The organism is Pseudomonas sp. W22_MBD1_FP4 (assembly GCF_052113765.1).
GTDB lineage: Bacteria > Pseudomonadota > Gammaproteobacteria > Pseudomonadales > Pseudomonadaceae > Aquipseudomonas > Aquipseudomonas sivasensis.
The window spans coordinates 34,865-48,206 of sequence record NZ_JBGQOI010000005.1; the positions used below are offsets into that span (position 1 = coordinate 34,865).

13 protein-coding genes are annotated in these 13,342 nt (G+C 60.8%); 4 read left to right on the forward strand and 9 right to left on the reverse strand.

Annotated features, from left to right (window positions below):
- Positions 1-17: 17 nt before the first annotated feature.
- The 6 genes from ACEN2T_RS08750 to dadA all read right to left on the reverse strand — a co-directional run bounded on the left by ACEN2T_RS08750 (position 18) and on the right by dadA (position 6,118).
- Complete coding sequence (locus tag ACEN2T_RS08750; protein WP_442116569.1) at positions 18-1,940, reverse strand: acetyl-CoA hydrolase/transferase C-terminal domain-containing protein; 1,923 nt, start codon at positions 1,938-1,940, stop codon at positions 18-20.
- 137 nt (positions 1,941-2,077) lie between these two features.
- Positions 2,078-2,491, reverse strand: a complete 414-nt coding sequence (locus ACEN2T_RS08755) for a c-type cytochrome (protein WP_032884380.1) — start codon at positions 2,489-2,491, stop codon at positions 2,078-2,080.
- 181 nt (positions 2,492-2,672) lie between these two features.
- Positions 2,673-3,221: a cupin domain-containing protein gene (locus ACEN2T_RS08760; protein ID WP_003176893.1), complete on the reverse strand. Its 549-nt coding sequence runs from the start codon at positions 3,219-3,221 to the stop codon at positions 2,673-2,675.
- A gap of 116 nt (positions 3,222-3,337) precedes the next feature.
- On the reverse strand, positions 3,338-4,411 hold the full coding sequence (gene alr, locus ACEN2T_RS08765; protein ID WP_442116570.1) for an alanine racemase: 1,074 nt from the start codon (positions 4,409-4,411) through the stop codon (positions 3,338-3,340).
- An 80-nt stretch (positions 4,412-4,491) separates the two neighbouring features.
- Entirely contained in the window at positions 4,492-4,845 is a 354-nt protein-coding gene (locus ACEN2T_RS08770) for a RidA family protein (protein ID WP_017135862.1), read from the reverse strand.
- Entirely contained in the window at positions 4,817-6,118 is a 1,302-nt protein-coding gene (gene dadA / locus ACEN2T_RS08775) for a D-amino acid dehydrogenase (RefSeq protein ID WP_032884384.1), read from the reverse strand. The genes ACEN2T_RS08770 and dadA overlap by 29 nt, the downstream gene beginning before the upstream one ends.
- 156 nt (positions 6,119-6,274) lie before the next feature.
- On the opposite strand from dadA, the gene ACEN2T_RS08780 reads away from it, so the two are divergent.
- Positions 6,275-6,763, forward strand: a complete 489-nt coding sequence (locus ACEN2T_RS08780) for an Lrp/AsnC ligand binding domain-containing protein (protein ID WP_003176896.1) — start codon at positions 6,275-6,277, stop codon at positions 6,761-6,763.
- 28 nt (positions 6,764-6,791) lie between these two features.
- Here the strand turns inward: ACEN2T_RS08780 and ACEN2T_RS08785 are convergent, their stop codons facing one another.
- Entirely contained in the window at positions 6,792-7,145 is a 354-nt protein-coding gene (locus ACEN2T_RS08785) for a YkgJ family cysteine cluster protein (RefSeq protein WP_032884386.1), read from the reverse strand.
- A 115-nt stretch (positions 7,146-7,260) separates the two neighbouring features.
- Here ACEN2T_RS08785 and ACEN2T_RS08790 point away from each other — a divergent pair, with 115 nt between their 5' ends.
- The gene (locus tag ACEN2T_RS08790) at positions 7,261-8,553 is read left to right on the forward strand and encodes an NAD(P)/FAD-dependent oxidoreductase (RefSeq protein WP_095185202.1); all 1,293 of its coding nucleotides are present in this window, start codon (positions 7,261-7,263) and stop codon (positions 8,551-8,553) included.
- Here ACEN2T_RS08790 and ACEN2T_RS08795 read toward each other — a convergent pair whose 3' ends face one another.
- Complete coding sequence (locus ACEN2T_RS08795; RefSeq protein ID WP_442116571.1) at positions 8,554-8,778, reverse strand: DUF1127 domain-containing protein; 225 nt, start codon at positions 8,776-8,778, stop codon at positions 8,554-8,556.
- Between the two features lie 166 nt (positions 8,779-8,944).
- On the opposite strand from ACEN2T_RS08795, the gene ACEN2T_RS08800 reads away from it, so the two are divergent.
- Both ACEN2T_RS08800 and ACEN2T_RS08805 read left to right on the forward strand, forming a co-directional pair.
- A complete protein-coding gene (locus ACEN2T_RS08800; protein ID WP_032884391.1) occupies positions 8,945-10,369 on the forward strand; it encodes an aminotransferase-like domain-containing protein in 1,425 nt (474 codons plus the stop codon).
- 62 nt (positions 10,370-10,431) lie between these two features.
- Complete coding sequence (locus ACEN2T_RS08805; protein WP_442116572.1) at positions 10,432-11,997, forward strand: phospholipase D family protein; 1,566 nt, start codon at positions 10,432-10,434, stop codon at positions 11,995-11,997.
- A gap of 63 nt (positions 11,998-12,060) precedes the next feature.
- Here the strand turns inward: ACEN2T_RS08805 and ACEN2T_RS08810 are convergent, their stop codons facing one another.
- Positions 12,061-13,203 (reverse strand): MFS transporter, encoded by a 1,143-nt coding sequence (locus tag ACEN2T_RS08810; RefSeq protein ID WP_095185205.1) that lies wholly within the window; start codon positions 13,201-13,203, stop codon positions 12,061-12,063.
- Between the last annotated feature and the right edge of the window lie 139 nt (positions 13,204-13,342).

Here is a 13,342-nt window from a genome sequence, read left to right on the forward strand (position 1 = left end):
TTGCCCTCTTTTGTCTGTTAGTGCGCGGTGGCCTGCAGGCCTGCGAGTAACAAGCGCTGATACAGATCCTCCTTCAACCCCTCCGGCTTATCCAGGCACATCCGTTTCAGGTGCTCGGGAAACGCCTCCGGCTCCGGTGCATCCAGCGCCGCCTTGCCCAACTCCAGAATTTCCGTCAGCTTGAATTTGCTCTTGAGCCAGTTCAATGCGCGCAACAGATCCCGCTCTTCGTCCGTGAAATCGCTGCCCAGCGGATACTCCGGGAACAAACGCCGATGCCGCGCCTGGATACCCTGGAGCCGCTCCGGCGTGTTGTCGGTGAAGCGCGGATCCATCTGGAAATCCTTGGGCAACTTGCCAGCCTTTTGCGCCTGCTCAATCAAGTCGGCCTGGAAGCGCGAGTCGGTGATGTTGAGCAACGCCTCAATGACCTTGGCATCCGTCTGCCCGCGCAGGTCGGCAATGCCGTACTCGGTGATGACGATATCCCGCAGGTGCCGGGGAATGGTGCAGTGTCCGTACTCCCAGACGATATTGGAACTGACCTCCCCCGCCGACTCACGCCAACTGCGCAGGATCAGGATGGAGCGCGCGCCTTCCAGCGCATGCCCCTGAGCCACAAAGTTGTATTGTCCGCCCACACCGCTGAGCACGCGGCCGTCCTCCAACTGGTCGGCCACGCCTGCGCCCAGCAACGTCACCGTGATCGCGCTGTTGATAAACCGTGCATCCTGGCGCTGCAAACGCTTGAGTTCTTCTTGGCCGTACAGCTCGTTGATATAGCTGATGCGGGTCATGTTGAATTCAAGGCATTTGGCGTGGGTCATTTCCTGCAAACGCTGGTAAAAACTGCGTGGCCCGAGGAAGAAGCCACCGTGGATCGATACCCCATCGGGCTGCGCCGCATCATCCAGCAAACCGGCGTTGGCTTGTTCCTGAGTGGCCACATCCGGGTAGACCTTGCGCCGGATAATCCCCGCATCCGCCAGCACCAGCAGGCCGTTGACGAACATTTCGCTGCAACCGTAAAGGCCACGGGCAAAGGGATCGACACCGCCTTCATGACTGATCAGCGGTGCCCACTGATACACATCCAGATCCGTCAGCAGCAGGCGGTAAGCTTCGTTATCGGCTTGGCGCGCCAGCAAGGCGGCGGTCAACGCATCGCCCATGGAGCCAATACCGATCTGCAAGGTGCCGCCATCGCGCACCAAAGTGCTGGCATGCAGGCCGATGAAATGGTCCTGAAACCCCACCGGCATGTTCGGCGTGGAGAACAGTGTGGTGCTGTCCTTAGCATCGATCAGGTAGTCGAACGCGTCCATGCCCAACTCGGAATCGCCGGGCATGTAGGGCAAATCGGTGTGAACCTGCCCAACGATCAAAACGGTTTCGCCCGCTTCACGGCGCTTGGCGATCATGGGCAGCAGGTCGAGGGTGATGTCGGGGTTGCAGCTCAGGCTCAGGCGGTCCGGGTGTTCCGCGCTGCTCGCGACCAGTTGTGCCACCAGGTTCAGGCCAGCGGCGTTGATATCGCGGGCGGCGTGGCTGTAGTTGCTGCTGACGTAATCCTGCTGGGCCGACGTGCTGTGCAGCAGACTACCGGGCTGCATGAAGAACTGCTGCACGTGGATATTCTTCGGCAAGCTGTCTGAGTGCAGCGCGGCGAGAAACTCCAACTCCGGGTAATCCCCAAACACTCGCTCGATAAAGGGTTCCAGAAAGCGCTTCTGCAAGCCATCGCCCATCGTCGGACGGCCCAGGCTCAACGCGGTATAGATCGTCAGCGCCCGCTCCGGCAGCTTGGCGATACGCCGGTACAGCGCATTAACGAACAGATTGGGCTTGCCCAGGCCCAGCGGCATGCCTATGTGAATATGCGCTGGCAAACGCGCCAATACGTCGTCAACTGCTTGCTCGATTGAACACAACTGCACCATCCGACCCTCCTGAACATTCCATGATTAGGGGTTGGACCGAGCTTGCCGGGTCTTTGCTGCAAAGAACAGCCTCGACGGGTAAATCACAGGCACAAAAAAGCCGCTCGTAAGCGGCTTTTTTGGCGAAGATCGGCAGGTTACAGGCCGGACATCTTCTTGATCGCGCCTTTAAGCTCTTCATCCGAGCAATCAGCACAGGTGCCTTTAGGTGGCATGGCGTTGATGCCGGTGATCGCCTTGGCCAGGATGCCGTCGAGGCCGCCCTGGTGGTCGGCGCGTTCTTTCCAGGCGGCGGTGTCGCCGATTTTCGGCGCGTTCAGCAGGCCGGTACCGTGGCACGCGTTGCAGTGTTTGGCGATGATGTCATCCGGCGTTTTCGCGCCGCCGCCGCCGCCCGCTGCCACGGCGACTTCCATGCCTTTGCATTCCTCACCCTGGACGCAGACCTGGCCCACCGGCTCCAGACGCTTGGCAATGTCATCATTGGTCGCAGCTTGTGCGCTCACAGCCCATAGGGCCAATACGGTTGCTGGTGCAGCCAGCATTTTCATAATTAGGTTCACGCGTTCACCCTCAATGGTGGCTATTCACGCCTGCGGCCACGGTTTCGCAGGCGACGAAAGTATAACGGTTAGCCCGCCGGGCCGAAACAACCCTATTAAATAAAGGGAGATTCAGCCTCGCGGAATACAGCTCGGGTGTCTCTGCAACGCTGGCAGGACGCCTCTATTCTTAAAAGTTCGCGGGTGTGGCTGCGCTGATTAGTCGCGCCGGTACGTCGAACGGATTGCGAAAACGATGGGGCTTGGTACTTTCAAAGTAGTAGCTATCGCCAGCTTCGAGCACAAAAGTTTCAAGACCGACCACCAATTCAAGGCGACCTTCCACCAGAATCCCGGTTTCTTCGCCTTCGTGGGTGAGCATTTCTTCGCCAGTGTCGGCGCCCGGTGGGTAGATCTCGTTGAGAAACGCGATGGCCCGGCTCGGGTGCGCTCGACCCACCAGTTTCATGGTGACGGCGCCGTCAGAGATGTCGATCAGCTCATTGGCTTTATAGACGATCTGTGTCGGTATTTCCTGGAGGATCTCTTCGGAAAAGAACTCGACCATGGACATGGGAATGCCGCCCAGCACCTTGCGCAAGGAGCTGATCGAGGGGCTGACACTATTTTTTTCGATCATCGAAATGGTGCTGTTGGTGACGCCCGCGCGCTTGGCGAGTTCACGCTGGGAAAGACCCTTCAGCTTGCGGATGGATTGCAGTCGTTCGCCGACGTCCAATGCGGGAGCCTCCTAGGATTCAGGCTTTGTTGTAATTGAGCGTTATCATGGCGACAGCGTTCAGTATTTACAACACTTGGGCCTAAATCCCAGGAAGCTGTGTTCGTGCCTGACCGTCAAGCGCCGGAATAGAGCCTTGGCACCCGGCGCAGGTTGCAGAAGATCTGGTAGGGAATGGTCTCAGCGGCAACCGCGACTTCACTGGCGAGGATGTTCTTGCCCCACAGCTCCACCGTAGAGCCAAGACCTGCCTCAGGGACGTCAGTTAGATCGATGCACAGCATGTCCATGGACACGCGTCCCAGCAATTGGCTGCGCTGCCCCGCCACCAACACAGGCGTGCCGGTAGGCGCGTGGCGCGGGTAGCCGTCGGCATAACCCATGGCAACCACGCCGATACGCATCGGTTTAGGCGTGATAAACCGGGCGCCGTAGCCCACTGGCTCGCCGGCCGGCAGTTCGCGTACACAGATCACTTTCGATTCCAGGGTCATCACCGGCTGCAGACGTGCGGCGATGGTGTGGTCTTCGCCAAACGGCGTCGCGCCATAAAGCATGATGCCGGGGCGCACCCAGTCGCTGGTCATGCTCGGCCAGCCCAGCACCGACGGCGAATTGCGCAGGCTGACCTCGGCCGCCAGGCCTTGGCGCGCCGCCTCAAACACCGCGACTTGCTCGTTGCTGCTGACGCAATCGAGTTCATCGGCGCGAGCAAAGTGGCTCATCAATACAATTTTCGCGACTTTGCCGCTGGCCAGCAGGCGCTGGTAGGCCTCGTGATAATCCTTTGGATGCAGGCCGACGCGATGCATGCCCGAATCCAGTTTGAGCCAGATGGTCAGGGGCTTGCTCAGTTTGGCCTGTTCGATCGCCTCCAGTTGCCACAAAGAATGCACTACGCACCACAAATCATGCTCGATGATCAGCGGCAACTCGTCGGCTTCGAAGAAACCTTCCAGCAGCAGCACCGGCGCCCGAATACCGGCGGCACGTAGCTCCATGGCTTCCTCGATGCATGCCACGGCAAACCCGTCTGCCTCGGCTTCCAGCGCCTGGGCCACACGCACGGCACCATGGCCGTAGGCGTCGGCCTTGACCACGGCAAGGGCCTTGGCCCCCGTAATTTCACGGGCCAGTTGGTAGTTGTGGCGCAGGGCTTGGAGGTCGATCAGGGCACGGGCAGGACGCATGGCGGCAGGCTTCTAGGCGGCTAAGTGAAGAAAAAACCGGCACCGACCAACAGCTTCGGCACCGGGAGAGGGATCGTTGTTTAAGGCAGCGCGGCCACGACGGACAGCTCTACCAGGATTTCTGGTTCGCACAATTTGGCCTCGACAGTGGCGCGGGCCGGAGCGACGCCTTTTGGCAGCCACTTGTCCCACACCGCGTTCATGCCGGCGAAATCGGCGTCGATGTCTTTCAGGTAGATCGTCACCGACAGCAGCTTGGTCTTGTCGGTGCCGGCCAGGTCCAGCAAACGCTCGATATTGGCGAGGGTTTCACGGGTCTGCTGTTCAATCCCGGCGTTCATGTCGTCGCCGACTTGCCCGGCCAGATACACGGTACCGCTGTGGACTACGATCTGGCTCATGCGCTCATTGGTGAGCTGGCGCTGGATTGACATGTTGTGCGGACTCCTGGTGGTTGCCGTAACGGGAAATATCGAGGCCTGCGGCGCTGATCTGCGGGGTTTTCTTAGCCATCAGATCAGCCAGCAAACGACCGGAACCGCAGGCCATGGTCCAACCGAGGGTGCCGTGGCCGGTGTTCAGGAACAGGTTCTTGAACGGGGTGGCACCGACAATTGGTGTGCCGTCGGGTGTAGTCGGGCGCAGGCCGGTCCAGAACTCGGCGGTTGCCAGATCGCCGCCCTGAGGATAAAGGTCGTTGACGATCATCTCCAGGGTTTCACGCCGACGCGGGTTAAGCGACAGGTCAAAACCGGCTATTTCAGCCATGCCTCCGACGCGAATGCGGTTGTCGAAACGGGTGATCGCGACCTTGTAGGTCTCGTCGAGAATGGTCGAAGTCGGCGCCATCGCAGGGTTAGTGATCGGCACTGTCAGCGAGTAGCCCTTGAGCGGGTAAACCGGCGCCTTGATTCCCAGCGGTTTGAGCAGCTTCGGCGAGTAGCTGCCGAGGGCGAGCACATAGCGGTCGGCGGTTTCCAGCTTGCCGTCGATCCACACGCCGTTGATGCGGTCACCGGCGCGGTCGAGGCGCTGGATGTCCTGTTCAAAACGAAACTCCACGCCCAACTGCTTGCACATCTCGGCCAGGCGGGTGGTGAACATCTGGCAGTCGCCAGTCTGGTCGTTCGGCAGGCGCAAGGCACCTGCGAGGATATCGGTGACATTGGCCAGGGCCGGCTCAACGCGGGCAATGCCGGCGCGGTCGAGCAGTTCGAAGGGCACGCCGGATTCTTTCAATACAGCGATGTCTTTGGCGGCGCCATCCAACTGGGCCTGAGTGCGGAACAGTTGAGTAGTCCCCAGGCTGCGACCTTCGTAGGCAATGCCGGTCTCGGCGCGCAATTCGTCGAGGCAGTCACGGCTGTACTCGGACAAGCGCACCATGCGCTCCTTGTTCACCGCATAACGGCTGGCGGTGCAGTTGCGCAGCATCTGCGCCATCCACAGGTATTGATCGATGTCGGCCGTGGCCTTGATCGCCAGCGGTGCGTGGCGTTGCAGCAGCCATTTGATGGCCTTGAGCGGCACACCTGGCGCGGCCCACGGCGAAGCGTAGCCTGGGGACACTTGGCCGGCGTTGGCGAAACTGGTTTCCATGGCAGCAGCGGGCTGACGGTCGACCACAACGACTTCAAAGCCAGCCCGAGCCAAATAGTAGGCACTGGTCACACCAATGACGCCGCTACCCAAGACCAGAACGCGCATTTTTATATCCTCATCGCGGGCTTAGCCGCTGACGTGTGTTATTCGAGCAATGATGGGCGCAGTATAAAAAGCAATCACCAGTGCATTTCACTATATAAATGCCTATATTTGGCGACAATTCTCGGCAAAAACCCTTTTCACAGAGGCGTATCCCCTATGCGTACCAACACCCAGACCAAACGGGAACTGGACAAGATCGACCGCAACATCCTGCGCATCCTGCAGACCGACGGGCGTATCTCGTTCACAGAGCTGGGGGAAAAGGTCGGGTTGTCGACCACGCCATGCACCGAACGGGTCCGCCGGCTGGAGCGTGAAGGGATCATCATGGGCTATAACGCGCGGCTCAATCCCCAGCATTTGAAGGGCAGTTTGCTGGTATTTGTCGAGATCAGCCTCGATTACAAATCCGGCGACACCTTTGAAGAGTTCCGCCGCGCCGTACTGAAACTGCCCCATGTGCTGGAATGCCACCTGGTGTCCGGCGACTTCGATTACCTGGTGAAAGCGCGGATTTCCGAGATGGCGTCGTACCGCAAATTGCTGGGGGACATTCTGCTCAAGCTGCCCCATGTGCGGGAGTCCAAGAGCTATATCGTGATGGAAGAGGTGAAAGAGAGCCTGAACCTGCCGATTCCTGACTAACCGACGCAATTTTGATCGAGCTCACCCACTAGACGAGTACTTGCCGGGTGCTCGCCATGTACTCATGGATCTGCTTCTCCACCCGTGGATGAATCAGCTCCACCGGCCGCCGCCCATTAGGGCACGGCAAGGTCGAAGTGGTACCGAACAACCGGCAGATCAGCGGCCGTTCGTCATACACCGTGCAGCCGTTGGGCCCTAGATGCACGCAGTTCAGTTCGTCCATGGCCGCGTCCTGCTCGGCGGCGGTCTTACGCGGCAGGCGCGACATTTCCTCGGGCGATGTGGTCACCGGCCCACAGCAGTCGTGACAACCGGGGACGCACTCGAACGAAGGAATCTGACGGCGCAATGCGCTGACTTTCTGACTGTTGCAACTCATCGAAACACGTACCAAACGGCGAATAGGCGTGGATTCTGACGCAAAACGCCCTGCGCAGACAGCTTCGCCCGACCGTTGTATCCTGCGTCAAATTTTCCAAACAGGGATTCCGCCCATGATCGCCAGCGCCCGGCACACCGCTTCCTACTACGCCGCCAGCAGCGTGCCGCAACCCGATTACCCGGCGTTGACAGGCGAAGTGACTGCCGACGTGTGTGTTATCGGTGGGGGGTTTTCCGGGCTTAACACCGCCCTGGAACTGGCCGAGCGCGGCTTGCGCGTGGTGTTGCTGGAAGCGCGCAAGATCGCCTGGGGCGCCAGCGGGCGTAATGGCGGGCAACTGATTCGCGGCGTCGGCCACGGCCTGGACCAGTTCACCAACGTGATCGGCGCCGATGGCGTGCGCGAGATGAAGTTGATGGGCTTGGAGGCTGTGGAGATCGTGCGCGAGCGTGTCGAGCGCTACCAGATCCCCTGCGACCTGACGTGGGGCTACTGCGACCTTGCCAACAGGCCTCGTGACCTGCACGGCCTGGCCGAAGACGCCGAAGAACTGCGCAGCCTGGGCTATCGCCATGAGGTGCGCCTGCTGCAAGCCGCCGAGATGGGCAGTGTGATCGGTTCCGACCGCTATGTGGGCGGCATGATCGACATGGGTTCAGGCCACCTGCACCCGCTGAACCTGGCGCTCGGCGAAGCGGCCGCCGCACAGGGGTTGGGCGTACAGTTGTTTGAGCAGTCCGAAGTGACGCGCATCGACTACGGCCCCGAGGTCAAGGTGTATACCGCCAATGGCCATGTGCGTGCCAAGACTCTGGTGCTGGCCTGCAACGCCTACCTCAACGGCCTCAACCCACACCTGAGCGGCAAAGTGCTGCCCGCCGGAAGCTACATCATCGCCACCGAACCTTTGAGCGAAGCTCAGGCCGCCAGCCTGTTACCGCAAAACATGGCGGTGTGCGACCAACGAGTGACGGTGGACTACTTCCGCCTGTCCGCCGACCGTCGCCTGCTGTTCGGGGGGGCGTGCCACTACTCCGGCCGTGATCCCCAGGACATCAGCGCCTACATGCGGCCGAAAATGCTACAGGTATTCCCACAGTTGGCCGACGCAAAAATCGACTATCAGTGGGGCGGCATGATCGGCATCGGCGCCAATCGCTTGCCGCAGATCGGCCGGTTGGCGGATCAACCCAACGTGTATTACGCCCAGGCCTACGCGGGCCATGGCCTAAACGCCACGCACCTGGCTGGCAAGCTGCTGGCCGAAGCCATCAGCGGCCAGCAGCAAGGGCGTTTCGATCTGTTCGCAAAGGTGCCGCACATCACCTTCCCCGGCGGCAAGCACCTGCGCTCGCCGCTTCTGGCGCTGGGGATGCTCTGGCACCGCCTCAAAGAGCTGGTGTGATCAACCGCGCCAGAAAGGCTTCAAGCCTTCCTGGCGGGCCTGTTCGACAGTCAGCCCGATATCCTGCAATTGCTCGCAGGTCAGTGTCAGCAGGGCCTTGCGGGTATGGCGACGATGCCAGAACAGGCTCCAGCGGTTACCCGTCAGCACAGACAGTGCCCGCTGCTGCCCTGCTTCCAGTTCCTGACTGTGTAACGCCAGCCTCACATCGCTCATGCCGTTCATTTTGTTGCCCCTCAGTGGCGTGTTGCCTTGAGTGACAAGAATGGGCGATCGGCAAAAACCATTACAGATTCAACCCACCTTTATTAAATCCATACAGACACTGCCTCTGAGCGGCTGAATCCTGTATTTTCCCCCTATCTGTACTGGTCCATTGGGAGCGACCGTCATGACCCTCTATGTCAACCTCGCCGAATTGCTGGGCACTCGTATCGAACAGGGCTTCTATCGCCCCGGTGATCGATTGCCATCTGTACGGGCCTTAAGCGTGGAACATGGGGTCAGCCTGAGCACCGTGCAACAGGCTTATCGCGTGCTGGAAGACAACGGTCTGGCGATGCCCAAGCCCAAGTCCGGCTACTTTGTACCCGTCGGCCGCGAGCTGCCGGCATTGCCGGAGGTGGGCCGGCCAGCACAGCGGCCGGTGGAAATCTCCCAGTGGGACCAAGTGCTGGAACTGATTCGCGCCGTGCCACGCAAAGACGTCATACAGATGGGCCGCGGCATGCCGGATGTATTGTCGCCCACCCTGAAGCCCTTGTTGCGCAGCCTCGCCCGCGTAAGCCGGCGTCAGGATCTGCCAGGGCTCTACTACGACAACATCCTAGGCTGTATGGAATTACGTGAGCAAATCGCACGGCTGTCATTGGATTCCGGCTGCCAACTGACCGCCGAAGACATCGTAATCACCACTGGCTGCCATGAGGCGCTGTCCGCCAGCATCCACGCTATCTGTGATCCTGGCGATATCGTCGCGGTGGACTCGCCGAGCTTTCACGGCGCCATGCAGACCCTCAAGGGGCTGGGCATGAAAGCCTTGGAGATTCCCACCGACCCCATCACCGGCATCAGCCTTGAAGCACTGGAACTAGCCTTGGAGCAGTGGCCGATCAAGGTCATCCAGTTGACCCCCAACTGCAATAACCCCTTGGGCTACATCATGCCGGAGGCACGCAAACGCGCACTGCTGACCCTGGCCCAACGCTTTGACGTGGCAATCATCGAAGACGACGTCTATGGCGAATTGGCCTACAGCTACCCGCGCCCGCGCACTATCAAATCCTTCGACGAAGACGGCCGAGTGCTGCTCTGCAGCTCCTTCTCGAAAACCCTCGCGCCGGGCCTGCGTATTGGCTGGGTAGCACCGGGGCGCTACCTTGAGCGGGTACTGCACATGAAATACATCAGCACCGGCTCCACCGCGACCCAACCGCAGATCGCGATTGCCGAATTTCTCAAGGGCGGGCATTTCGAACCTCATTTGCGGCGGATGCGCACTCAATACCAGCGTAATCGCGACTTGATGCTCGATTGGGTCAGCCGCTATTTCCCGGCGGGCACCCGCGCCAGCCGCCCCCAAGGCAGCTTCATGCTCTGGGTGGAATTGCCGGAAGGCTTCGATACCCTCAAGCTCAACCGGGTGCTGGTGGAACAGGGTGTACAGATTGCGGTAGGCAGTATCTTTTCTGCGTCGGGCAAGTACCGCAACTGCCTGCGCATGAACTACGGTGCTAAACCAACCCCGCAGATTGAAGAAGCGGTACGCAAGGTCGGTGCCGCCGCGATAAAGATGTTGGCCGAGTCGACCGACTGACCTTTCGCGGGAAATTGCCGTCATATGCCGACAACTGCCCTGATCTGGAAGCGCCTCCCTTGATGATTCGACGGCTTTTACCGCTTTTCCTGCTGGGAGCACTGAGCCTGGGTGGCTGCGCCACGGTGAGCACTGAGCGCATCCCCAGCGACGCACTGCCGGCTGCACAGTCGTCGTTCGGCCGCTCGATCCAGGCCCAGGCCGCGCCTTACCAAGGGCGCTCCGGTTTCCGCCTGCTGCCCAACAGCAGCGAAGCCTTCATGGCCCGCGCCGAGCTGATCCGTAACGCCCAGACCAGCCTCGATCTGCAGTACTACATCGTCCACGACGGCATCAGTACGCGCATGCTGGTAGATGAACTGCTCAAAGCCGCCGACCGTGGCGTGCGCGTGCGCATCCTGCTGGACGACACCACCAGCGACGGCCTCGACCAAATCATCGCCACCCTCGCCGCCCACCCCAAGATCGAAATTCGCCTGTTCAACCCCCTGCACCTGGGGCGCAGCACGGGTGTGACGCGGGCCATGGGTCGCCTGTTCGACCTGTCGCTGCAACACCGGCGCATGCACAACAAGTTGTGGCTGGCGGACAACAGCGTGGCCATCGTCGGCGGGCGAAATCTGGGGGATGAGTATTTCGACGCCGAGCCCAATCTGAACTTCACCGATATCGACATGCTCAGCGTCGGGCCGGTGGCCGAGCAGCTCGGGCACAGTTTCGATCAGTACTGGAACAGCGCCCTGAGCAAACCCATCGACGACTTCGTCTCAAACAGCCCCTCCAAAGGCGACCTGGCCGTCGCGCGCGTGCGCCTGGAGGCGTCGTTGGCCGAGTCGCGCCAGCAGAATCACGCGCTGTACAACCGCCTGCGCGCCTACCAGACCCAACCGCGCATGGACATCTGGCGTCGCGAGCTGATCTGGGCCTGGAATCAGGCGTTGTGGGACGCGCCGAGCAAGGTGCTGTCCAAGGCCGACCCAGACCCACGCCTGCTGCTGACCACCCAACTGGCGCCGGAGCTGGAGGGTGTCAACCAAGAGCTGATAATGATCTCGGCGTACTTCGTACCGGGGCAGCCAGGACTGGTGTACCTAACGGGGCGCGCCGACGCGGGTGTATCCGTGAGCCTGCTGACCAACTCCCTTGAAGCCACCGACGTGCCGGCGGTGCACGGTGGCTATGCGCCGTATCGCAAGGCGCTGCTGGAGCACGGAGTCAAACTCTATGAACTACGCCGCCAACCGGGCGACGGGGGTGGCAGCGGCCCGCACTTGTTTCGCCGGGGCACCTTCCGAGGTTCGGATTCCAGCCTGCACAGCAAGGCAATGATCTTTGATCGGACGAAATCGTTTATCGGCTCGTTCAACTTCGACCCACGCTCTGTGCTGTGGAACACCGAAGTCGGTGTCCTGGTGGACAGCCCCGAACTGGCGGAACACGTGCGCAAACTGGCGCTGCGAGGCATGGCGCCCGCCTTGAGTTATGAGGCGAAACTGCAGGACGGCAAAGTGGTGTGGGTGACCGAAGATAACGGTCAACTGCACACCCTGACACGCGAACCTGGCAGTTGGTGGCGGCGCTTCAATGCCTGGTTTGCCACTTCGGTCGGCCTGGAACGCATGCTCTAAGCACAATGAAGATCCAATGCGAGAGAGGGCTTGCCCCCCTTCCACATTCGATCGCCTTTCAAATCAGGCTGGCTGTGCGGTACCGAATGCGCCCTGGCGCAGCAACAGCACCACCAACCCCAACGCCCCGGCTGCCATTAACAGCGGCAGCGCATGCCCGTTGATCCACTGGCTGCCCGCACCGGCCACCAGCGGGCCAACCAGGCACCCGATTCCCCACAACTGAGCGATATGGGCATTGGCGCGCACCAGCGCATCGTCACGATAGCGCTCGCCAATCAGGATCAACGAGAGGGTAAACAACCCGCCAGCACTGGCGCCGAACACTACCCATATCGGCCAGATCAACAGCGTGTGCAACGTCAATGGGATCGCCAGGCTGGACGCCAGTAACAGCACCGCGCAACTCAGAAACAGCGTACGTCGAGGCAGGTAGTCGGCCAGCGCACCGATGGGCAATTGCAGCAGCGCATCGCCGACCACCACCGTGCTGACCATCGCCAAGGCGATCTCGGCAGTAAAACCCTGTTGCAGGCAATACACCGGCAGCAGCGTCAGGATCATTGCCTCGAACGCGGCGAACAGCGCCACCGCCCAGGCGATCGCCGGCAGGCTCTTACAGAAGCGCCACAGGTCAGCGAAGGTCACGCTGAACGAGTCAGCGGTGGGCGCACCTGAGCGTCCCAGCAGCAACAGCGGCGCCACCAGCAACAGGCCAACGCCGACCCAGAAGCCGTAGTCATGGTCGGTCCCAATCAGGCCTAGCAGCAATGGCCCCGAGAGCTGGCTCAGGGCATAACTGCAGCCATATAACGCCACCAGGCGGCCGCGCCACTGCTCCACCACCAGTTGGTTGATCCAGCTTTCGCCGAGGATAAACACAATGGTCAGAATCACCCCGATCATCAGCCGCAGCACCAGCCATACCGGGTAACTGGGCAGAATCGCCAGCAAACCGATGGACACAGCCCCGGCCCACAGGCACAGGCGCATCAGGTTGGCAGTGCCGAGCCAGGAGGCCAGCCGACTGGAGACCTTGGCACCGAGCAATACGCCGAAGGCCGGCATGGCGGCCATCACGCCAATGGCGAAACTGCCGTAACCCCAGCCTTCCAGGCGCAGGGACACCAGCGGCATGCTCACCCCCAGGGCCAGACCGACACTGAGTACCGAGGCCAACACGGCGAAATAGGTCGCCCAACGCATTGCCACACTCCTGTGGATAATTCTTGAGGACACACAAAGCAGTGTGGGAGGGGGATTGCCCCCGATCGCGGTGAATCATTGGGCACTTTTAGTGCCTGACACACGGCTATCGGGGGCAAGCCCCCTCCCACATTTGGCC

Excerpts from the sequence above, each read along its gene's own strand:
- ACEN2T_RS08750 (WP_442116569.1), bottom strand. The coding sequence starts at position 1,940 with ATGGTGCAGTTGTGTTCAATCGAGCAAGCAGTTGACGACGTATTGGCG.
- ACEN2T_RS08755 (WP_032884380.1), bottom strand. The coding sequence starts at position 2,491 with ATGAAAATGCTGGCTGCACCAGCAACCGTATTGGCCCTATGGGCTGTG.
- alr (WP_442116570.1), bottom strand. The coding sequence starts at position 4,411 with ATGCGTCCTGCCCGTGCCCTGATCGACCTCCAAGCCCTGCGCCACAAC.
- ACEN2T_RS08770 (WP_017135862.1), bottom strand. The coding sequence starts at position 4,845 with ATGTCAATCCAGCGCCAGCTCACCAATGAGCGCATGAGCCAGATCGTA.
- dadA (WP_032884384.1), bottom strand. The coding sequence starts at position 6,118 with ATGCGCGTTCTGGTCTTGGGTAGCGGCGTCATTGGTGTGACCAGTGCC.
- ACEN2T_RS08780 (WP_003176896.1), top strand. The coding sequence starts at position 6,275 with ATGCGTACCAACACCCAGACCAAACGGGAACTGGACAAGATCGACCGC.
- ACEN2T_RS08785 (WP_032884386.1), bottom strand. The coding sequence starts at position 7,145 with ATGAGTTGCAACAGTCAGAAAGTCAGCGCATTGCGCCGTCAGATTCCT.
- ACEN2T_RS08790 (WP_095185202.1), top strand. The coding sequence starts at position 7,261 with ATGATCGCCAGCGCCCGGCACACCGCTTCCTACTACGCCGCCAGCAGC.
- ACEN2T_RS08795 (WP_442116571.1), bottom strand. The coding sequence starts at position 8,778 with ATGAACGGCATGAGCGATGTGAGGCTGGCGTTACACAGTCAGGAACTG.
- ACEN2T_RS08800 (WP_032884391.1), top strand. The coding sequence starts at position 8,945 with ATGACCCTCTATGTCAACCTCGCCGAATTGCTGGGCACTCGTATCGAA.
- ACEN2T_RS08805 (WP_442116572.1), top strand. The coding sequence starts at position 10,432 with ATGATTCGACGGCTTTTACCGCTTTTCCTGCTGGGAGCACTGAGCCTG.
- ACEN2T_RS08810 (WP_095185205.1), bottom strand. The coding sequence starts at position 13,203 with ATGCGTTGGGCGACCTATTTCGCCGTGTTGGCCTCGGTACTCAGTGTC.